The sequence below is a fragment of the Cupriavidus sp. GW821-FHT07C08 genome, assembly GCF_059419025.1.
The window spans coordinates 75,370-94,954 of record NZ_JBWKQZ010000003.1; the positions used below are offsets into that span (position 1 = coordinate 75,370).

The following is a 19,585-nucleotide window of genomic DNA, read 5'->3' on the forward strand; positions in this document are numbered from 1 at the left end:
GGGGGCGGCTGAGGCGGCGGCCTCTCCGGATCAGCCGCCCAGGTAGGCGGCCTTGATCCGGTCGTTGGCCAGCAGGTTGGCGCCGGTATCGGCCAGCACCACCTTGCCGGTTTCGAGCACATAGCCGCGGTCCGCCACCTGCAGCGCCTTGTTGGCGTTCTGCTCGACCAGGAACACAGTGACGCCTTCGTCACGAATAGTGCGGATGATGTCGAAGATCTGCGCGATGATCAGCGGCGCCAGCCCGAGCGTGGGCTCGTCCAGCAGCAGCAGGCGCGGCCGGCTCATCAGCGCGCGGCCGATCGCCAGCATCTGCTGCTCGCCGCCGGACATGGTGCCGGCGCGCTGCCCCGAACGCTGGTTCAGGCGCGGGAACAGCTTGAAGACATGTTCGATGCCCGCCTCGATCTCGTCGCGCTTGGCGAAGAAAGCGCCCATCTTCAGGTTCTCCAGCACCGTCAGGCTCGGGAACACGCGCCGGCCCTCGGGCGAGATCGCGAGCCCCAAGCGCATGATCTCGTGCGTGGACCGGTTGGTGATGTCCTGCCCTTCGAACGTCACGCGCCCGCTGGACGCGCGCGGCGTGCCGCACACGGTCATCATCAGCGTCGTCTTGCCGGCGCCGTTGCTGCCGATCAGGGTGACGATCTCCCCCTTGTTGACTTCGATCGATACGCCCGACAGCGCCTCGACGGCGCCGTAGTGGGTATGGACCTGTTCCAGCTTCAGCATCAGTCCTCTCCCAGGTAGGCCTTGATCACGCGCGGGTCGTTGCGCACTTGCTCCGGCTTGCCAATCACGATCGGCTTGCCGTGCTCCATCACCAGGATGCGGTCGGACACGCCCATCACCAGGCTCATGTCGTGCTCGATCAGCAGCACCGAGATGCCGAACTCGCGCCGCAGCTGGTCGATCAGCTGCTGCAGCTCGATCTTCTCCTGCGGGTTCAGGCCGGCGGCGGGCTCGTCCAGCATCAGCAGGCGCGGCTTGGTGATCATGCAGCGCGCGATCTCCAGCCGGCGCTGGTGGCCGTAAGACAGCGTGCCGGCCTCGCGGTTGGCGACCTTGGTCAGGCCCATGCGTTTGAGCCAGACCGCGGCGCGCTCCAGCGCCTCGCGCTCGGCGCGCCGGTAGGCCGGCGTGGCGAACAGGCCGCGCAGGATACCGGACTGCACCTGCAGGTGCTGCGCGACCAGCAGGTTTTCCACCACCGTCAGCGACTTGAACAGGCGGATATTCTGGAAGGTCCGCACCAGGCCCTGGCGCGCCACCTTGTGGCTGGGCAGGCCGGCAATGTCGCGGCCGTCGAGCGTGACATCGCCCGCGGTCGGCTTGTAGAAGCCGCCCACGCAGTTGAACACCGTGGTCTTGCCGGCGCCGTTGGGGCCGATGATGGCGAAGACCTCATCCTTGCGGACATCGAAATCGATGCCATCGACGGCCAGCAGGCCGCCGAAGCGCATCTGCAGCCCGGAGACTTTCAGCAGCTCGGCTGCTTGCACCGCTTGTTGCACATTGTTCATCGCGGCAACTCCACGTGGGGACGGCTCGCGGGCAGCAGGCCCTGCGGACGCCACATCATCATCAGCACCATCACCAGGCCGAAGATCAGCATGCGGTATTCGGCAAAGCCGCGCGCCACTTCGGGCAGCACCGTCAGCAGGATCGCCGCCAGGATCACGCCCAGCTGCGAGCCCATGCCGCCCAGCACCACCACGGCCAGGATCAGCGCCGACTCGATAAAGGTGAACGATTCCGGATTGACCAGCCCCTGGCGCGCCGCGAAGAACGCGCCGCCGATGCCGGCGAACGATGCGCCCAGCGTGAACGCCGACAGCTTGATGCGGGTCGGGTTCATGCCCAGCGAACGGCACGCGATCTCGTCGTCGCGCAGCGCTTCCCAGGCGCGGCCCATCGGCATGCGGATCAGGCGGCTGGTGACGAACAGCGTGAAGCCGACCAGCAGCAGCGCCAGCAGGTACAGGAAGATCACCATGTGCTGACCGCTGTAGTCCAGGCCGATCAGGTCATGGAAAGTCCTGGTGCCCTCCACGCTCGCACTGCGCGCCATCTCGATGCCGAACACGGTCGGCTTCGGGATGCCCGAGACGCCGTCCGGGCCGCCGGTCAGGCTGGTCAGGTTGTTGGCCAGCAGGCGGATGATCTCGCCGAAGCCCAGCGTCACGATGGCCAGGTAGTCGCCGCGCAACCGCAGCACCGGGAAGCCAAGGATAAAGCCGAAGGTCGCCGACATTGCCGCGGCGATCGGCAGGCATTCCCAGAAGCCCAGCCCGAAGTACTGGTTCAGCAGCGCATAGCTATAGCCGCCGATCGCGTAGAAGCCGACATAGCCCAGGTCGAGCAGCCCGGCATAGCCCACCACAATATTCAGGCCCAGCCCCAGGATCACGTAGATCAGCGCCAGCGTGGCCACGTCGACCGCGCCGCGCGAGCCAAAAAACGGCCACACCAGCCCGACCGCGAGCAGCACCCACACCGCCACGCGCTGCTGGCGCGCCCCGAGTTGCGGCACCGCCGGCAGGCGCACCGCGCTGCCGGCACGCGACAGCAGCGGCTTGAACAACTGGAACAGGAACACCGCCGCCACGGCGATCCACACCGGCCGCCAGTGCGGCTCGAGCACTACCTTGTAGCCCTCCAGCTTGAGCTGCAGGCCCAGGATGGGAATTGTCAGGATGGCCGTCATCACGGCCGCGAAGATCGCGTTCTTCAGCGATTGCCCGGGCACGGCCGCGCGGGCGGCTTGCCCCGCGGGCATCGCGCTAATTTTGTTGGTCATGGTCTCGTCCTCCCTCAGACCTTTTCGACATCAGGCTTGCCCAGCAGCCCGGTCGGACGGAACAGCAGCACCAGCACCAGCAGGCTGAACGCAACCACGTCCTTGTACTCGGCCGGCATATAGCCCGAAGCCAAGGTCTCCGCCAGGCCCAGCAGCACGCCGCCGAGCATCGCGCCCGGGATGCTGCCGATGCCGCCCAGCACCGCCGCGGTAAAGGCCTTGATGCCGGCGATAAAGCCGATAAAGGGATTGAGCTTGCCGATGGTCAGCCCGATCAGCACGCCGCCCACCGCCGCCAGCATCGCGCCCAGCACGAAGGTGAAGGAAATCACCTTGTTGGTGTCGATGCCCAGCAGGTTGGCCATGCGCATGTCTTCGGCGCAGGCGCGGCAGGCACGACCCATGCGCGAACGGCCGATAAACAACGTCAGCGCGATCATCAGCACCAGCGTCACACCGACGATCAGCAGGCGCGAGTACGGCACCGTCACGGTGAAGTCACTGCCCATCTGGAACTCGATGGCGCCCGAGATCAGCACCGGCACGGACACGTCGCGCGCGCCCTGCCCGATCTGGACATAGTTCTGCAGGAAGATCGACATGCCGATGGCCGAGATCAGCGGCACCAGCCGCGGTCCGCCCCGCAAGGGCCGGTATGCCACCCGCTCGACCGCATAGCCGTACACCCCGGTGACCAGCACCGAGACCAGCAAGGCGGCGCCCAGCACCAGCGGCAGGGGGTAGCCTGCCTGGGCGCCGATCGCGGTGAGCGTGACCAGGCCGACATAGGCACCGATCATGTAAATCTCGCCGTGCGCGAAATTGATCATGCCGATGATGCCGTAGACCATTGTGTAGCCGATGGCGATCAGCGCATAGATCGCACCCAGCGTCAGGCCGTTGACCAGCTGCTGGGTGAACTGTGGAAGGAATTCATTCATTGGGGAAGCCTCAGGAACTTGAAGCCCGATACCAGAACGCCCCGCCCGGGGTCCGGGCGGGGCGTGTGCGTGGGAAAGCGCCGGCTTAGTTGGCGGCAGTCTTGCTGGCGTCCTTGTGCCAGGTGTAGACCACGAACTTGAAGGACTTCAGGTCGCCCTTGTCGTCGTACTCGACCTTGCCGATCGGGGTGGTGAAGGCGTTCTTGTGCATGTACGCCGCAACCTTGGCCGGGTCGGTGCTCTTGGCGCCGGCAATGGCGTCGCCAATGATCTTGACGGCGGCATAGGCCGGCATCTGGAACGGACCGTTGGCGTCACGCTTCTTGTCGGCAAAGGCCTTCACCAGCGCGGCGTTGGCCGGATCGGCCGAGAAGTCGGCCGGCAGCGTCACCAGCATGCCTTCCGAGGACGGGCCGGCAATCGCGGTCACGTCCTTGTTGCCCACGCCCTCGGGGCCCATGAACGCGGCCTTCACGCCCTGCTCGCGCGCCTGGCGCAGCAGCAGGCCCATTTCCGGGTGGTAGCCGCCGAAGTAGACAAAGTCCACGCCCTGCGACTTGAGCTTGGTGATGACGGCGGAGTAATCCGAATCGCCGGCGTTGATGCCTTCGAACACGGCCACCGGGATCTTGGCGGCTTCCAGGTCCTTCTTCACCGAGCTGGCGATGCCCTGGCCGTACGACTGCTTGTCGTGCAGCACCGCAACCTTCTTCGGCTTGACCTTGCTGATGATGTACTGGGCAGCGGCCGGGCCCTGCTGGTCGTCGCGGCCGATGGTGCGGAAGATGAACTTGCGCTTCTTGGTCTCGGTCAGCTGCGGCGCGGTGGCCGACGGCGTCACCATGACGATGCCTTCGTTCTCGTAGATGTCGGAGGCCGGGATGGTCGAACCCGAGCAGACGTGGCCGATCACGTACTTGATATTCTGGCTGACGATCTTGTTGGCAACCGCCACGGCCTGCTTCGGCTCGCAGGCGTCGTCCATCATCACCACTTCGAACTTGTTGCCGCCGGCGCCGCCAGCTGCGTTGATCTGTTCGATGGCGGTCAACGCACCGGCCTTGACCATGTCGCCATACTGCGCCACCGAGCCACTCATCGGGCCGGCAATGGCGATCTTCACGGTTTCGGCATTGGCAGCGACGCCAATGGTGGCCAGCATGGTGGCCAGCGAGATGGACGTAAGACGGGACAGCGTCATCAGGAGCTCCTCGATTTATGTTTGGGTCAACCGGGCAGAAACGGTGTGACCTGCGCAATCGAACAACACCCGCGGACTACGAATAAAGACGCCCGAGACGCGGAAGACGGGCCTGCAAGGGAGAGACAGCGTATGCGGGGCCCGGCATGTGTCAGTCCCGCTGGGTGTCGGGACCAAGGTTCGGAAAGACAACGTTTGATGCGTTCTCTATTGCGCAAGCGATTCGCCTGCCCCGCTTGCCGCACCGCACGCCGGAAGGGTGGCCCGGCTGCCGTCGGCAAAGCAGCCCGCATTATAGGGTCAAATTTCCTGCCACAGGCGAAAATCGCACAACAAATGCGGAACCGAATTGACAGACTGAGACACAATTCTCCGCAAATTGCCGTTCTCACCACTTATCCGGCAATTTCCTGCTCCCTGCCCTGCTGCGACGCACAAGGCGCTCCGGCCCAGAAACACAAACGCCCCGGCGGGCCGGGGCGTTTGTGATTGCTGCATCGCGCAGCACCGGATGAAAAGCCAGCGATCAGCGCTTGGCAACGTCCGGCACGTCGCGGGTAGCTGCGCCAACAAACAGCTGGCGCGGACGACCGATCTTGTATTCCGGATCGGTAATCATTTCTTCCCACTGCGAGATCCAGCCCGGGGTACGGGCCAGCGCGAAGATGCAGGTGAACAGCGAGGTCGGGATACCCAGCGCGCGCTGGACGATGCCCGAGTAGAAGTCGACGTTCGGGTACAGCTTGCGGCTGACGAAGTACTCGTCTTCCAGGGCGATCTTTTCCAGCTCCATGGCCAGCTTGAACAGCGGGTCGTTGTGCAGGCCCAGTTCTTCCAGCACTTCATGGCAGGTTTCGCGCATCAGCTTGGCGCGCGGATCGTAGTTCTTGTACACGCGGTGGCCAAAGCCCATCAGGCGCACGCCCGAGTTCTTGTCCTTGACCTGCTTGATGAACTCGTTGATGTTGTCGACGCTGCCGATCTCTTCCAGCATCTTCAGCGCGGCTTCGTTGGCGCCGCCGTGGGCCGGGCCCCACAGGCAGGCCACGCCGGCGGCGATGGCTGCGAACGGGTTGGTGCCCGACGAACCGGCCAGGCGCACGGTCGAGGTCGACGCGTTCTGCTCGTGGTCGGCGTGCAGGATGAAGATGCGGTCCAGCGCACGCTCCAGCACCGGGTTCACGGTGTACGGGGCGCACGGCGTGCCGAACAGCATGCGCAGGAAGTTGCCCGAGTAGGACAGGTCGTTCTGCGGATAGATGTACGGCTGGCCGATGTTGTACTTGTACGCCATGGCGACCATGGTCGGCATCTTGGCGATCAGGCGGATGGCCGAGATCTCGCGCTGGTGCGGATCATCGATGTCCATGGCGTCGTGGTAGAACGCGCTCATGGCACCCACCAGGCCCGTCAGCACGGCCATCGGATGGGCATCGCGGCGGAAACCGCGCATGAAGAACTGCAGCTGCTCATGAACCATGGTGTGGTTCATGACGTGGCCGGTGAATTCATCCTTCTGCTTGGCGTTGGGCAACTCGCCCTTGAGCAGCAGGTAGCAGACTTCGAGGTGGTTGCACTTCTGCGCCAGCTGCTCGATCGGGTAGCCGCGGTACAGCAGCTCGCCCTTGTCACCGTCGATATAGGTGATCTTGGAATTGCACGAAGCCGTCGACATGAAACCGGGGTCGTAAGTGAACTTACCGGTCTGTCCGTACAGCTTGCGAATGTCGATTACATCCGGGCCAACGGTACCCGTGTAAATCGGCAGCTCAACGCTGGGGGAACCATCGGAGAACGATAGCGTGGCTTTCACATCGGACGGCGTCATGTCGGATCCTTCAAATGCTGTGAATAATAATGTTGACCAAAACTCAGACCGTACGCAGCAGGGTGATCACTCGCTGCATCGGGGGCGTGTCGAGCTCACCGTCCAGTTCCTTGCGCGCAAGGAGCAGGTCCATCAACTCGTTGTCGCTGAGTTCGAACAGCACGCTCAGCGAAGCCACGTCCTCGTCGGACAGGCTCTCCTCGTAACGGTTGAAAAAACGTTCGACGATGATGTCGTTCTCCAGAAGGCCGCGGCGGGCGCGCCAGCGCAGGCGGGCGCGCTTGTGCGGATCGGCCTGATGGGAGAAAGTGGTGGCAGGACTCTCAGTCATGGCTTCCTACTTCCGGCACGCCAACCCGATATAGCCGCTCGGGCTGACGTGCCGCTTACAACTACTGCAGACAGCCGCAGGGTCAGACCGCGCGGCGGACCATCAGCTCCTTGATCTTGCCGATGGCCTTGGTCGGGTTCAGACCCTTCGGGCACACATCGACGCAGTTCATGATGCTGTGGCAACGGAACAGGCGGTACGGGTCGTTCAGGTTGTCCAGACGCTCGTTGGTGGCCTGGTCGCGGCTGTCCGCGATGAAGCGGTAAGCCTGCAGCAGGCCGGCGGGGCCGACGAACTTGTCCGGATTCCACCAGAACGACGGGCACGACGTCGAGCAGCTGGCGCAGAGAATGCACTCGTACAGGCCGTCCAGCTCGTCACGCTCTTCCGGCGACTGCAGGCGCTCTTTCTCGGGCGGCGGCTCGTCGTTGATCAGGAACGGCTTGATCGAGTTGTACTGCTTGAAGAAGTTCGTCATGTCGACGATCAGGTCGCGCACCACCGGCAGGCCGGGCAGCGGACGCAGCACGATGCGGTCCGGCAGCTCGCGCATATTGGTCAGGCAGGCCAGGCCGTTCTTGCCGTTGATGTTCATCGCGTCCGAGCCGCACACGCCTTCACGGCACGAACGGCGGAACGAGATGGTCTCGTCCAGCTTCTTCAGCTTGACCAGCGCGTCCAGCAGCATGCGCTCGTGACCGTCCAGCTCGACCTCGTAGGTCTGCATGCGCGGTGCCGCATCCTTGTCCGGATCGTAGCGGTAGACTTCGAAAATACGCTTCATTTCTGTGGGTCCTGTTATCTCTACGATGCGGTGCTCAGAAGGTACGGGCCTTCGGCGGCACGCTTTCCACCGTCAGCGGTTCCATCTTCACCGGCTTGTAGTCGAGGCGGTTGCCTTCGCTGTAGAACAGCGTGTGCTTGAGCCAGTTCTGGTCGTCGCGATTCGGGAAGTCGCTGTGCGCGTGGGCACCGCGCGATTCCTTGCGAGCCGCCGCCGAGATCATGGTGGCCTTGGCCACTTCCACCAGGTTGGCCACTTCCAGGGCTTCCACCAGCGCGGTGTTGAAGACCTTGGACTTGTCCTTCAGGTGGATGCTGTTGGCGCGCTCGGAGACTTCCAGGATGCGCTCGACGCCCTCGTCCATCAGCTTCTGCGTACGGAACACGCCGGCATGCGACTGCATGTTCTTACGGATGTCGTTGGCGACGTCCTGCGTGTATTCGCCCGAGGTCGTCCCTTGCAGCTTGGCCAGGCGCGACATCGCGAGGTCGGCGGCATCGGCCGGCAGCGGCTTGTGTTCCTTCTGCTTCAGGTTCTGCGCAATGATGTGGTTGCCGGCGGCGCGGCCGAACACCACCAGGTCGAGCAGCGAGTTGGTGCCCAGGCGGTTGGCGCCGTGCACCGACACGCACGAGCATTCGCCGATCGCGTAGAAACCGTTCAGGACTTCGTTCGGGTTGCCGTTCTTCGGCACCACGACCTGGCCGTGATAGTTGGTCGGGATACCGCCCATCTGGTAGTGGATGGTCGGGACCACCGGGATCGGTTCCTTGATCGCGTCGACGTTGGCGAACTTCATGCCAATTTCGCGGATCGACGGCAGGCGCTTCATGATGGTCTCGGCACCGACGTGGGTCAGGTCGAGCAGCACGTAGTCGCCGTTCGGGCCGCAGCCGCGGCCTTCCTTGATTTCCTGGTCCATCGAGCGCGAGACGAAGTCACGCGGCGCCAGGTCCTTCAGCGTCGGGGCATAGCGCTCCATGAAGCGCTCGCCGTCCTTGTTGCGCAGGATACCGCCCTCGCCGCGCACGCCTTCGGTGATCAGCACGCCCGCGCCGGCCACGCCGGTCGGGTGGAACTGCCAGAATTCCATGTCTTCCAGCGGCACGCCTGCGCGCGCTGCCATGCCCAGGCCGTCACCGGTGTTGATGAAGGCGTTGGTGGAAGCGGCGTAGATGCGGCCGGCACCGCCGGTCGCGAACAGCGTGGTCTTGGCCTCGAGGATGTAGACCTCGCCGGTTTCCATTTCCAGCGCGGTCACGCCCAGCACGTCGCCGTCCTGGTCGCGGATCAGGTCCAGCGCCATCCACTCGACGAAGAAGTGGGTCTTGGCGCGCACGTTGCGCTGGTACAGCGTGTGCAGCAGTGCGTGGCCGGTACGGTCAGCCGCAGCGCAGGCGCGCTGCACGGGCTTTTCACCGTAGTTGGCGGTGTGGCCGCCGAACGGGCGCTGGTAGATGGTGCCATCGGGGTTGCGGTCGAACGGCATGCCGAAGTGTTCGAGCTCGTACACGACCTTCGGGGCTTCACGGCACATGAACTCGATGGCGTCCTGGTCACCCAGCCAGTCCGAGCCCTTGATGGTGTCGTAGAAGTGGTAGTGCCAGTTGTCTTCGCTCATGTTCCCCAGCGAAGCGCCGATGCCGCCCTGTGCCGCCACCGTGTGCGAGCGCGTCGGGAACACCTTGGACAGCACGGCCACGTTCAGGCCGGCTTCCGCGAGCTGGAGGGATGCGCGCATCCCGGCGCCGCCAGCACCGACGATGACCACGTCGAAACGGCGACGCGGCAATCCAGTCTTGACTGCGACCATTTATTACACCCTCCAGAGAATCTGAGCAGCGTAGCCCGCGCAACCGACGAGCCACAGAATCGTAAGAACTTGCAGCACGAGGCGCACGGCCATCGGACGCACATAGTCCATCCAGATGTCGCGCACGCCGATCCAGGCGTGATACAGCAGCGACAGGATGGTCAGGAACGTGATGATCTTCATCCACTGGTTGGAGAAGAGCCCTGCCCACGCTTCATACGAAGCGCCGTTCGACAGCAGGAAGGCAATGGCCAGGACCACGGTGAAGACCACCATGATCACGGCCGTGACGCGCTGCGCCAGCCAGTCTTTCAGGCCGTAGTGCGCACCGACGACAAGACGCTTGGGACCGATATTATTGTTTGCCACCTTGATTCTCCTCAGAACAGGCCGAACAGCTTCAGGCCGAAAATCAGGGTAAGCAGCAGGCTCACAACCAGCACGCCAATGGCAGACTTGGCCGAGGCCGGCTTGGAAACGCCGACGTGCACGTCCAGCAGCAGGAAACGGATACCCGCGCAGAAGTGATGCAGATAACCCCAGATCAGGACCAGCAGAACCAGCTTGACGAAGCCGCCGGACAGAAGCGCCGAGAACTTTGCGAAGCTCAGTTCCGAAGTGATGCTCTGCTCAAACAGATACAGGACGAAGGGAAGGAGGAGGAACATCAACGCACCGCTCACGCGATGCAGGATGGATACCTTGCCGGCCCAGGGCAACCGATAGCGCGCAATCTGCGCGATACCGATATTCCGGTACTCCGGCCTGGCTTGTTTGACGGCTTCAGCCATGCGAGACCCCATTTTGCGGTAAACAAAAAACGAAACTGCCATTGCCCTGCATGCAACGGGATGCATTAGGGCAAATCCATGAGATTTTAGCGCCTTTGTTGCGCGCTGCACCAATAATTTTCAGCTATCAGGCACCAACACGTGCCGCCCGACAATCGCACACTAATCACATCCGCCGGCAATCAGGCGCAACCTTCACCCGCGCTGCGCAACAGCCCGCACCGTCATGACGAGCGCCACAATAATCAACGCCAGCGGGCGCATCATGCCATGCGCCGGCGTCAGCTCAGGTCGTTCTGGTAATAGTGCCGCGTAGTCACATACAGGCCGCGGCGCACTTCGACGGGGCGGTCGCCATAGGTGTACGACACCCGCTCGACTGACAGCAGCGGCGAGCCTACCTGGACAGACAGCAACTCGGCCGCCGTTTCGTCGGCGGGCACGGCGCGGATCTTCTCCGAGGCGCGAATCATGCGCGTGCCGAACTCGGCCTCGAACAATGCATACATGGGGCCCTTCCACTCGGTCAGCTTTTCAGCGGTGAGGCCCTTGAAGTTGGCGCCGAGCAGCCAGATTTCGTCCAGCACGGTCGACTCGCCCGAGAAATTCAGCACGCGGCGGATCTGCACCACGCTGTCGCCGGTGCGGATGTCGAGCAGCCGGGCAATTTCGGCGGGGGCGCGCAGGCGCTTGCATTCCAGCACGCGGCTGGCGCCATAATGGGGTTCGCCTTCGTCGGGGACGAGGCGCAGGAAGCGGAACTTGACCACGTCTTCATGGTGCGTGGTCACGAAGGTGCCCTTGCCCTGCCGGCGCGCCACCAGGTTCTCGGCGGCGAGTTCGTCGATGGCCTTGCGCACCGTGCCCTGGCTGACCTTGTAGCGGGAGGCCAGCTCCATTTCGCTGGGGATCATCTCGCCGGGCTTCCATTCGCCGGATTGCAGGCTGCGCGTGATCAGCGCCTTGATCTGCTGGTAAAGCGGGCTGAAGGTGGGCGACGGCACGGACTGCAGACCAGAGGTGGGGCCAGATTGCGGGGCCGCGTGCGGCACAGGCGCGGGCGGCGAAGAAGGCGGCTGCGTCCCGGCGCCAGGCGCGGCGGCGCCAGATTCCGGCGCGCCGGGTGCGGCTGCGCCGGTCAGGGACGTAGGCAGGGAGGACATAGCGGGATTTCACCACAAAAGGGCAAGATACGTCCAGCCTTACGTTAATTGTCTTATGTCTTATATAAGACATATGAATTGACATCGCGGGAGGCCCGACCTACACTCGCGCTGGTCCACGCCCGCGATGGCCCTCCCAGGCCCGCCAGCAGCAGCCAGGATACCGGACGGCAATGCTCCGGTCTGGAAATGGCGCCTCGCTTCGCAGTAGACTAACGCTTTGTTGCATCACCATGACCCGTTGTGGCTCTCCTCACCGGTTCCGCCCCGTGGCCTCGCCACCTGGCTCCGGCGGACGGCCGCTCCCCGCTGTGGCGACAACCAGCACCCGGTGACCCGCCGCGCCCCTTGTTACGGCAACGGCATGCCACCGACCGGCTTCCCCCCTTCTATCGTTTGGAGATTTACTCATGGCTAAAGCCCCAATGCGCGTCGCAGTGACCGGCGCCGCTGGCCAGATCGGCTACTCCCTGCTGTTCCGCATCGCCAATGGCGACATGCTGGGCAAAGACCAGCCGGTCATCCTCCAACTGCTCGACCTCCCGCAAGCCCAGCAAGCCGTCAAGGGCGTGGTGATGGAACTGGAAGACTGCGCGTTCCCGCTGCTGGCCGGCGTGGTCATCACCGACGACCCCAAGGTTGCCTTCAAGGACGCCGACGTGGCCCTGCTGGTTGGCGCCCGTCCGCGCAGCAAGGGCATGGAGCGCAAGGACCTGCTCGAAGCCAACGCGCAGATCTTCACGGTGCAGGGCAAGGCACTGGACGAAGTCGCCAGCCGCAACGTCAAGGTGCTGGTGGTCGGCAACCCGGCCAACACCAATGCCTACATCGCCATGAAGTCGGCCCCGAACCTGCCGCGCGAGAACTTCACCGCGATGCTGCGCCTGGACCACAACCGTGCCCTGTCGCAAATCGCCGCCAAGACCGGCAAGCCGGTGTCGTCGATCGAGAAGCTGTTCGTGTGGGGCAACCACAGCCCGACCATGTACGCCGACTACCGCTATGCGACCGTCGACGGCAAGAGCGTCAAGGACCTGATCAACGACCCGGTGTGGAACAACGACGTGTTCCTGCCGACCGTAGGCAAGCGCGGCGCCGCCATCATCGAGGCGCGTGGCCTGTCGTCGGCTGCTTCGGCTGCCAACGCCGCCATCGACCACGTGCGCGACTGGGTGCTGGGCACCAACGGCAAGGTCGTCACCATGGGCATCCCGTCGAACGGTGAGTACGGCATCCCGGCCGACACCATGTTCGGCTACCCGGTGACCACCGCCAACGGCAAGTACGAAATCGTCAAGGGCCTGGAGATCGACGCCTACAGCCAGGAAAAGATCAATATCACCCTGAACGAACTGGAAGAAGAAAAGGCCGGCGTGCAGCACCTGCTGGGCTGATCCTCCGATCGCTCGAGGAAAGACCGGGGTTCCGCAACGATTCACGAATCAGCGCGGACCCCGGTTTTTTTAATATCCAGGGGCTACGATGGCCCCTGCTCTCCCCCGTCAACCCAAACCGATCCGAATCAACGTGCATCCTTCCGAGGTCTTGTTCCAGGGCGAAGCCATCCCGGTCCAGTTGCCGGTGTGTGACCACTACGCGGGCAGCGAAAAGCTGATGCGCAAATCGCTTGCCCTGCAACAAGAGCTTGGCCCCGTCTTCGACATCACCTTCGACTGCGAGGACGGCGCCGCCGTCGGCCATGAGCGCGAGCATGCCGAACTGTGCGCGCAGCTGGTCAACAGCCCGCTCAATGCCCACAACCGCGTCGGCGTGCGCATCCATGACCCGGCCCACCCGAGCTGGCGTGAGGACGTCGACGTGCTGGTGCGTGCCGCCGGCGCGCGCCTGGCCTATGTGGTGGTGCCCAAGGTCACCGACGTGGTCGAGGTCGCGCGCGTGACCGATCACGTCAACCAGGTGGCGCGCAATGCCGGCATCGCCCGGCATATCCCGATCCATGTGCTGGTCGAGACCCACGCCGCGCTGGAACAGGCCTTCGATATTGCCGCGCTGGTGCAGGTGGAATGCCTGAGCTTTGGCCTGATGGACTTTGTCTCGGCCCATCATGGCGCCATCCCGGGCGAAGCCATGCGCTCGCCGCAGCAGTTCGAACACCCGCTGATCCGCCGCGCCATGCTGGAGATTTCCGCCGCCTGCCACCGCCACGGCAAGGTCCCGTCGCACAACGTCAGCACCGACGTGCAGGCGCCGCAGCGCGCCGGCGACGATGCGCTGCGCGCGCGCAGCGAGTTCGGCTACCTGCGCAAGTGGAGCATCCATCCGGGCCAGATCGCACCGATCGTGGCGGCGTTCCGCCCGGGCGCCGAAGAAATCGGCGCGGCCAGCCAGATCCTGCTGGCGGCGCACGAGAACAACTGGGCCCCGATCCGCCACGACGGCCAGTTGCACGACCGCGCCAGCTACCGCTACTACTGGTCGCTGCTGCAGCGCGCGCAGGCCACCGGCACGCCGCTGCCGGCCAATGTGGAAGCGCTGTTCTTCGCCTGAAGCCGATACCCATACCAAAAAACAAACAGGGCAGCGCCCAAGGAGACACGGATGTCCGCCTCGAAGTTCGCCGCACCCGCCGCCGCACCCGACGCCACGGGCAGCGAGCCAGCCGCGCCCCGGGTCAAGAAATCCGTCGCCCTGTCGGGCGTGACCGCCGGCAATACCGCGCTGTGCACCGTCGGCCGCACCGGCAACGACCTGCACTACCGCGGCTACGATATCCTCGACATCGCCGAGACCTGCGAGTTCGAGGAAATCGCCCACCTGCTGGTGCACGGCAAGCTGCCGACCAAATCCGAACTGGCCGCCTACAAGGCCAAGCTCAAGAGCCTGCGCGGCCTGCCCGCCAATGTGAAGGCCGCGCTCGAATGGGTGCCCGCCAGCGCCCACCCGATGGACGTGATGCGCACCGGCGTGTCGGTGCTGGGCACCGTGCTGCCGGAGAAGGAAGACCACAACACCCCGGGCGCGCGCGACATCGCCGACCGCCTGATGGCCAGCCTGGGCTCGATGCTGCTGTACTGGTATCACTACAGCCACAACGGCCGCCGTATCGAGGTGGAAACCGACGATGACTCCATCGGTGGCCACTTCCTGCACCTGCTGCACGGCGAGAAGCCGTCGGCACTGTGGGAGCGTGCCATGAACACGTCGCTGAACCTGTACGCCGAGCATGAGTTCAACGCCTCGACCTTCGCCGCCCGCGTGATCGCCGGCACGGGCTCGGACATGTATTCGTCGATCAGCGGCGCCATCGGCGCGCTGCGCGGCCCCAAGCACGGCGGCGCCAACGAAGTCGCGTTCGAGATCCAGAAGCGCTACGACAACCCCGACGAGGCCCAGGCAGACATCACCCGCCGCATCGGGAACAAGGAAGTCGTGATCGGCTTCGGCCACCCGGTGTACACCACCGGCGACCCGCGCAACCAGGTGATCAAGGAAGTGGCGAAGAAGCTGTCGAAGGATGCCGGCTCGATGAAGATGTTCGACATCGCCGAGCGCCTGGAAACGGTGATGTGGGACATCAAGAAGATGTTCCCGAACCTGGACTGGTTCAGCGCGGTGAGCTACCACATGATGGGCGTGCCGACAGCGATGTTCACGCCGCTGTTTGTGATCGCGCGTACCTCGGGCTGGGCCGCGCACATTATCGAGCAGCGCATCGACAACAAAATCATCCGCCCGAGTGCCAACTACACCGGCCCGGAAAACCTGAAGTTTGTGCCGATTGGCAAGCGCAAGTGAAGCCGGGCCAACTAGCCCCCTTCGATAATGTAACCAAAGACCAGAGCACTACGCCGCCCTGGGCAAATCGTAGAGAATAGCGGCGGAATTTGTCCCGGCGCCGCCCGATTTGAAGGCGGCGAATGAAACATAAATCGATTTCAGTATCCGAAAGGCACTCACAAAATGAAACATCTTGTCCTTGCCGCCTGCATCGGCGCATTCAGCCTGACCACCGCCACCGCCGTGATGGCGCAGGAACCTGCCAAGAAGACCACCACCAAGAAGGCTTCGAGCAAGAAGAAGGCAGCTGCCGGGACCGCCGCGGCGGCCGGCGCTGCTGCCGCGGTCACGCCGAACGGCGAAAAATGGCAGTGTGAACTGGGCAACAACCTGTATATCGCCGGCGACATGCTGCGCGACGAGGTCCTGACCGTGCACTGGCAAGGCCGTGACTACAAGCTGCCGCGCCAGCCCACGGTGACCGGCGCCGACCGCTACTACGACGCCCGCACCGGCCTGGACCTGGTGGTGATCCCGAGCAAGGCCATGCTGTTCAACAAGAACCTGGGCCAGCGCCTGGCCGACGACTGCCAGAGCGCCGCCATGCAGGCCGGCGCCGCAGCCCCGACCCAGGCCGGCGGCCTGCGCGCCCCGGCCACCACCCCGCTGCTGGTCACGCCCCCGGGCGGCCCGACGCAGGTGCCGGAAGGCGCCCAGCAATCCGCAGCGCCCAAGCAGTAAGTCCGTACCGGGGCGCTGGCGGCCGCTGAATTCCGGCCGCCAGCGCCCTTTTTTGCCTTGCCGGGCGGTCAATCCCGCGCGGGCATGCTGTCGGGCCGGTGTCGTTGCGGCCGGCGGGATGCCGAGCCGGGTGGCGCCAAAGCCGCGCGGCGGTTAGAGTATGCAGTTGCAGTGCGCTGCCGGCCTCGGACCGCGGTCAAATGCCGCGGCAGCGCACCGGGGTCTTGATTCAGGTCCGAGCCAAATGCCATCGCATCATCCTTCGATCGGAGTACGGCAATGCCCCACAACCTCAAGAACACGCTAAAAGAATTCAAGATCGGCTCTTCCGGCAAGGGCCAGTATTACTCCCTGCCCCAGTTGGGCGAGGAGCTGGACGTGGCAATCGGGCGACTGCCGGTGTCGATCCGCGTGGTGCTGGAATCGGTGCTGCGAAACTGCGACGGCAAGAAGGTCACCGAAGAGCACGTCAGGCAACTTGCCAACTGGAAGCCGAACGCCGAGCGCGTCGACGAAATTCCCTTCGTGGTGGCCCGTGTGGTCTTGCAGGACTTTACCGGCGTGCCGCTGCTGGCCGACCTGGCCGCGATGCGCAACGTCGCCGAGAAGATGGGCAAGAACCCCAAGAAGATCGAGCCACTGGTGCCGGTGGACCTGGTGGTCGACCACTCGGTGCAGGTCGACCATTTCCGCGAAAAGAAGGCGCTGGACCTGAACATGCAGCTGGAATTCCAGCGCAACAACGAGCGCTACCAGTTCATGAAGTGGGGCATGCAGGCGTTCGATACCTTCGGCGTGGTGCAGCCGGGCTTCGGCATCGTGCACCAGGTCAACCTGGAATACCTGGCCCGTGGCGTGCACAAGAAGGACGGCGTCTACTACCCGGACACCCTGGTCGGCACTGACTCCCACACCACCATGATCAACGGCATCGGCGTGGTGGGCTGGGGTGTCGGCGGCATCGAGGCCGAGGCCGGCATGCTGGGCCAGCCGGTCTATTTCCTGACGCCGGACGTGGTTGGCGTGGAGCTGAAGGGCCGCCTGCGCGAAGGCGTCACCGCCACCGACCTGGTGCTGACCATCACCGAGATGCTGCGCAAGGAAAAGGTCGTCGGCAAGTTCGTCGAGTTCTTCGGCGAAGGCACCGCCAGCCTGGCCCTGCCCGACCGCGCCACCATCGGCAACATGGCGCCGGAATACGGCGCCACCATGGGCTTCTTCCCGGTGGACGAGAAGACCATCGACTACTTCAAGGGCACCGGCCGCACCGAAGAGGAAATCGCCGCGTTCGAGGGCTATTTCCGCGCACAAAAGATGTTCGGCATTCCCAAGGCCGGCGAGATCGACTACAGCAAGGTGGTGACGCTGGACCTGGGCACGGTGGCGCCGTCGCTGGCGGGCCCGAAGCGCCCGCAGGACCGCATCGAGATCGGCAACGTCAAGAGCACCTTCGCCTCGCTGTTCAGCAAGCCGGTGGCCGAGAACGGCTTCAACAAGGAGGCGGCCGACCTGGACCGCGCCTACACCACCACCGACGGCCTCGAGGTGAAGAACGGCGACGTGCTGATCGCCGCGATCACGTCCTGCACCAACACCTCCAACCCGAGCGTGCTGCTGGGCGCCGGCCTGCTGGCCAAGAAGGCGGTGGAAGCCGGCCTTACGGTGGCGCCGCACATCAAGACCTCGCTGGCCCCGGGCAGCCGCGTGGTGACGGAATACCTGACGGCCGCCGGCCTGCTGCCCTACCTGGAAAAGCTGGGCTTCGGCGTGACCGCCTATGGCTGCACCACCTGCATCGGCAACGCCGGCGACCTGACGCCCGAGCTGAACGAGGCCATCACCAAGAACGACCTCGTGGCCGCTGCCGTGCTGTCGGGCAACCGCAATTTCGAGGCCCGCATCCACCCGAACATCCGTGCCAACTTCCTGGCCTCGCCGCCGCTGGTGGTGGCCTACGCCATCGCCGGCAATGTCACGCGCGACCTGATGACCGAGCCCGTGGGCAAGGGCAAGAAGGGCCGCGACATCTACCTGGGCGATATCTGGCCGACCTCGGAAGAAATCCACGCACTGATGAAGTACGCGATGGATGCCAAGACCTTCAAGGGCAACTATGAACAGGTCAAGAAGCCGAGCAAGCTGTGGGCCGGCATCAAGGGCACCAAGGGCCAGGTCTACGACTGGCCCAAGTCGACGTATATCGCCGAGCCGCCCTTCTTCCAGGACTTCAGCATGCAGCCCGCCGCCACCAGCGCCAGCGTGCGCGGCGCGCGTGCGCTGGGCATCTTCGGCGATTCGGTGACGACCGACCACATCTCGCCGGCCGGATCGATCAAGGACACCTCGCCCGCGGGCAAGTACCTGCTGTCGCACGGCGTGCTGAAGGCCGACTTCAACAGCTACGGTTCGCGCCGCGGCAACCATGAAGTCATGATGCGCGGCACCTTCGCCAACGTGCGCATCAAGAACCTGATGATCCCGCCCACGGCCGACGGCTCGCGCGTGGAAGGCGGCATCACGCTGCACCAGCCCACTGGCGACGAAATGTCGATCTACGATGCCGCCATGAAGTACGTGGCCGAGGGCACGCCCACGGTGGTGTTCGGCGGCGAAGAGTACGGCACCGGCTCGTCGCGCGACTGGGCCGCCAAGGGCACGCAGCTGCTGGGCGTGAAGGCCGTGGTGGCACGCAGCTTCGAGCGCATCCACCGCTCCAACCTAGTCGGCATGGGCGTGCTGCCGCTGCAGTTCAAGGGCAACGACAGTGCTCAGACGCTGGGTATCACCGGCAACGAGACCTTCGATATCGAAGGAATCGAGGGCGACCTGAAGCCGCAGCAGGACGTGGTGCTGGTGATCCATCGAGCCAATGGCGACGAGCAGCGCGTGCCGGTGCTGCTGCGCATCGATACGCCGATCGAGGTCGACTACTACAACCACGGCGGCATCCTGCCGTTCGTGCTGCGCCAGCTGCTGGCCGCCTGAGCTCCACCTGAGGCGCCCGCAGCCTGCCAGGGCTGACGCCGCCTGCCTGGCCCCGTTGCGGGGCCCAGGCAGGCGGCGTTTTTCATTGGTGTCCTGCGCCCCTTGCATCACCCCGGACGAAGTCGGGCGCGTGTAAGTTTCACGCAAGCCAGTACTGCCACACTGTATTCCACAAGAACAGCGGTCGCACGACCGGAAGCCGGGTCCGCCCGGCATCATCCAGAATCAGGAGACACCATGGTTAAGATCCTTATCGCATTCGTCGTGGTTGCCGGCGCGGCCCTCTACCTGCTGACCAAGGGCGGCAGCGACGTTTCCATGTCCGGCGAGTCGCACAGCGTCGAGAGCCACGCGCCCGCAGCCCCTGGCGCCGCTCCGGCCCAGAAATAAGCCGCACGCCCGGGCGCGTCCGCACAGGCTGCACGCATATAGCGGCCTGCGTGTCAACGCAACGAGTAGAATACCGTTT

18 protein-coding genes are annotated in these 19,585 nt (G+C 64.4%); 6 read left to right on the forward strand and 12 right to left on the reverse strand.

The window, feature by feature from the left end; translation table 11 throughout:
• Positions 1-30: 30 nt before the first annotated feature.
• The 12 genes from AC07UK_RS05555 to AC07UK_RS05610 form a co-directional block, all read right to left on the reverse strand.
• The gene (locus AC07UK_RS05555; RefSeq protein ID WP_436222239.1) at positions 31-732 is read right to left on the reverse strand and encodes an ABC transporter ATP-binding protein; all 702 of its coding nucleotides are present in this window, start codon (positions 730-732) and stop codon (positions 31-33) included.
• Complete coding sequence (gene livG / locus AC07UK_RS05560) at positions 732-1,523, reverse strand: high-affinity branched-chain amino acid ABC transporter ATP-binding protein LivG (RefSeq protein ID WP_436222240.1); 792 nt, start codon at positions 1,521-1,523, stop codon at positions 732-734. The genes AC07UK_RS05555 and livG overlap by 1 nt, the downstream gene beginning before the upstream one ends.
• On the reverse strand, positions 1,520-2,800 hold the full coding sequence (locus tag AC07UK_RS05565) for a high-affinity branched-chain amino acid ABC transporter permease LivM (RefSeq protein WP_436222241.1): 1,281 nt from the start codon (positions 2,798-2,800) through the stop codon (positions 1,520-1,522). The genes livG and AC07UK_RS05565 overlap by 4 nt, the downstream gene beginning before the upstream one ends.
• Positions 2,801-2,814: 14 nt before the next feature.
• Positions 2,815-3,741, reverse strand: coding sequence for a high-affinity branched-chain amino acid ABC transporter permease LivH (gene livH, locus AC07UK_RS05570; RefSeq protein ID WP_494687454.1), 927 nt, complete (start codon positions 3,739-3,741; stop codon positions 2,815-2,817).
• A gap of 85 nt (positions 3,742-3,826) precedes the next feature.
• Complete coding sequence (locus AC07UK_RS05575) at positions 3,827-4,942, reverse strand: branched-chain amino acid ABC transporter substrate-binding protein (RefSeq protein WP_436222242.1); 1,116 nt, start codon at positions 4,940-4,942, stop codon at positions 3,827-3,829.
• 526 nt (positions 4,943-5,468) lie between these two features.
• The gene (gltA, locus tag AC07UK_RS05580; RefSeq protein WP_013957422.1) at positions 5,469-6,770 is read right to left on the reverse strand and encodes a citrate synthase; all 1,302 of its coding nucleotides are present in this window, start codon (positions 6,768-6,770) and stop codon (positions 5,469-5,471) included.
• Positions 6,771-6,813: 43 nt separating this feature from the next.
• Entirely contained in the window at positions 6,814-7,101 is a 288-nt protein-coding gene (locus AC07UK_RS05585) for an FAD assembly factor SdhE (protein WP_013957423.1), read from the reverse strand.
• Positions 7,102-7,183: 82 nt separating this feature from the next.
• A complete protein-coding gene (locus AC07UK_RS05590; RefSeq protein WP_010814619.1) occupies positions 7,184-7,885 on the reverse strand; it encodes a succinate dehydrogenase iron-sulfur subunit in 702 nt (233 codons plus the stop codon).
• A 34-nt stretch (positions 7,886-7,919) separates the two neighbouring features.
• On the reverse strand, positions 7,920-9,698 hold the full coding sequence (gene sdhA, locus AC07UK_RS05595; RefSeq protein ID WP_114132406.1) for a succinate dehydrogenase flavoprotein subunit: 1,779 nt from the start codon (positions 9,696-9,698) through the stop codon (positions 7,920-7,922).
• 3 nt (positions 9,699-9,701) lie between these two features.
• On the reverse strand, positions 9,702-10,067 hold the full coding sequence (sdhD, locus tag AC07UK_RS05600; protein ID WP_010814617.1) for a succinate dehydrogenase, hydrophobic membrane anchor protein: 366 nt from the start codon (positions 10,065-10,067) through the stop codon (positions 9,702-9,704).
• A gap of 11 nt (positions 10,068-10,078) precedes the next feature.
• Positions 10,079-10,489, reverse strand: coding sequence for a succinate dehydrogenase, cytochrome b556 subunit (sdhC, locus tag AC07UK_RS05605; protein ID WP_010814616.1), 411 nt, complete (start codon positions 10,487-10,489; stop codon positions 10,079-10,081).
• A 281-nt stretch (positions 10,490-10,770) separates the two neighbouring features.
• Entirely contained in the window at positions 10,771-11,652 is an 882-nt protein-coding gene (locus tag AC07UK_RS05610) for a GntR family transcriptional regulator (RefSeq protein ID WP_494687453.1), read from the reverse strand.
• A 410-nt stretch (positions 11,653-12,062) separates the two neighbouring features.
• Between AC07UK_RS05610 and AC07UK_RS05615 the strand changes: the two genes are divergently transcribed.
• The 6 genes from AC07UK_RS05615 to AC07UK_RS05640 all read left to right on the forward strand — a co-directional run bounded on the left by AC07UK_RS05615 (position 12,063) and on the right by AC07UK_RS05640 (position 19,506).
• The gene (locus AC07UK_RS05615; protein ID WP_010814614.1) at positions 12,063-13,046 is read left to right on the forward strand and encodes a malate dehydrogenase; all 984 of its coding nucleotides are present in this window, start codon (positions 12,063-12,065) and stop codon (positions 13,044-13,046) included.
• Positions 13,047-13,179: 133 nt separating this feature from the next.
• Positions 13,180-14,160 (forward strand): HpcH/HpaI aldolase/citrate lyase family protein, encoded by a 981-nt coding sequence (locus AC07UK_RS05620; protein ID WP_026200456.1) that lies wholly within the window; start codon positions 13,180-13,182, stop codon positions 14,158-14,160.
• A gap of 51 nt (positions 14,161-14,211) precedes the next feature.
• Positions 14,212-15,408, forward strand: coding sequence for a bifunctional 2-methylcitrate synthase/citrate synthase (gene prpC / locus AC07UK_RS05625; RefSeq protein WP_494687452.1), 1,197 nt, complete (start codon positions 14,212-14,214; stop codon positions 15,406-15,408).
• 165 nt (positions 15,409-15,573) lie between these two features.
• Positions 15,574-16,131 (forward strand): hypothetical protein, encoded by a 558-nt coding sequence (locus AC07UK_RS05630; RefSeq protein ID WP_013957428.1) that lies wholly within the window; start codon positions 15,574-15,576, stop codon positions 16,129-16,131.
• A gap of 279 nt (positions 16,132-16,410) precedes the next feature.
• Complete coding sequence (gene acnA, locus AC07UK_RS05635; RefSeq protein ID WP_494685912.1) at positions 16,411-19,116, forward strand: aconitate hydratase AcnA; 2,706 nt, start codon at positions 16,411-16,413, stop codon at positions 19,114-19,116.
• A gap of 237 nt (positions 19,117-19,353) precedes the next feature.
• Positions 19,354-19,506: a hypothetical protein gene (locus AC07UK_RS05640; RefSeq protein WP_013957430.1), complete on the forward strand. Its 153-nt coding sequence runs from the start codon at positions 19,354-19,356 to the stop codon at positions 19,504-19,506.
• The last annotated feature ends 79 nt before the right edge of the window (positions 19,507-19,585 follow it).

Excerpts from the sequence above, each read along its gene's own strand:
- livH (WP_494687454.1), bottom strand. The coding sequence starts at position 3,741 with ATGAATGAATTCCTTCCACAGTTCACCCAGCAGCTGGTCAACGGCCTG.
- sdhC (WP_010814616.1), bottom strand. The coding sequence starts at position 10,489 with ATGGCTGAAGCCGTCAAACAAGCCAGGCCGGAGTACCGGAATATCGGT.
- AC07UK_RS05590 (WP_010814619.1), bottom strand. The coding sequence starts at position 7,885 with ATGAAGCGTATTTTCGAAGTCTACCGCTACGATCCGGACAAGGATGCG.
- acnA (WP_494685912.1), top strand. The coding sequence starts at position 16,411 with ATGCCCCACAACCTCAAGAACACGCTAAAAGAATTCAAGATCGGCTCT.
- AC07UK_RS05610 (WP_494687453.1), bottom strand. The coding sequence starts at position 11,652 with ATGTCCTCCCTGCCTACGTCCCTGACCGGCGCAGCCGCACCCGGCGCG.
- livG (WP_436222240.1), bottom strand. The coding sequence starts at position 1,523 with ATGAACAATGTGCAACAAGCGGTGCAAGCAGCCGAGCTGCTGAAAGTC.
- AC07UK_RS05585 (WP_013957423.1), bottom strand. The coding sequence starts at position 7,101 with ATGACTGAGAGTCCTGCCACCACTTTCTCCCATCAGGCCGATCCGCAC.
- AC07UK_RS05555 (WP_436222239.1), bottom strand. The coding sequence starts at position 732 with ATGCTGAAGCTGGAACAGGTCCATACCCACTACGGCGCCGTCGAGGCG.
- AC07UK_RS05575 (WP_436222242.1), bottom strand. The coding sequence starts at position 4,942 with ATGACGCTGTCCCGTCTTACGTCCATCTCGCTGGCCACCATGCTGGCC.
- prpC (WP_494687452.1), top strand. The coding sequence starts at position 14,212 with ATGTCCGCCTCGAAGTTCGCCGCACCCGCCGCCGCACCCGACGCCACG.
- AC07UK_RS05630 (WP_013957428.1), top strand. The coding sequence starts at position 15,574 with ATGAAACATCTTGTCCTTGCCGCCTGCATCGGCGCATTCAGCCTGACC.
- AC07UK_RS05565 (WP_436222241.1), bottom strand. The coding sequence starts at position 2,800 with ATGACCAACAAAATTAGCGCGATGCCCGCGGGGCAAGCCGCCCGCGCG.
- AC07UK_RS05640 (WP_013957430.1), top strand. The coding sequence starts at position 19,354 with ATGGTTAAGATCCTTATCGCATTCGTCGTGGTTGCCGGCGCGGCCCTC.
- gltA (WP_013957422.1), bottom strand. The coding sequence starts at position 6,770 with ATGACGCCGTCCGATGTGAAAGCCACGCTATCGTTCTCCGATGGTTCC.
- AC07UK_RS05615 (WP_010814614.1), top strand. The coding sequence starts at position 12,063 with ATGGCTAAAGCCCCAATGCGCGTCGCAGTGACCGGCGCCGCTGGCCAG.
- sdhA (WP_114132406.1), bottom strand. The coding sequence starts at position 9,698 with ATGGTCGCAGTCAAGACTGGATTGCCGCGTCGCCGTTTCGACGTGGTC.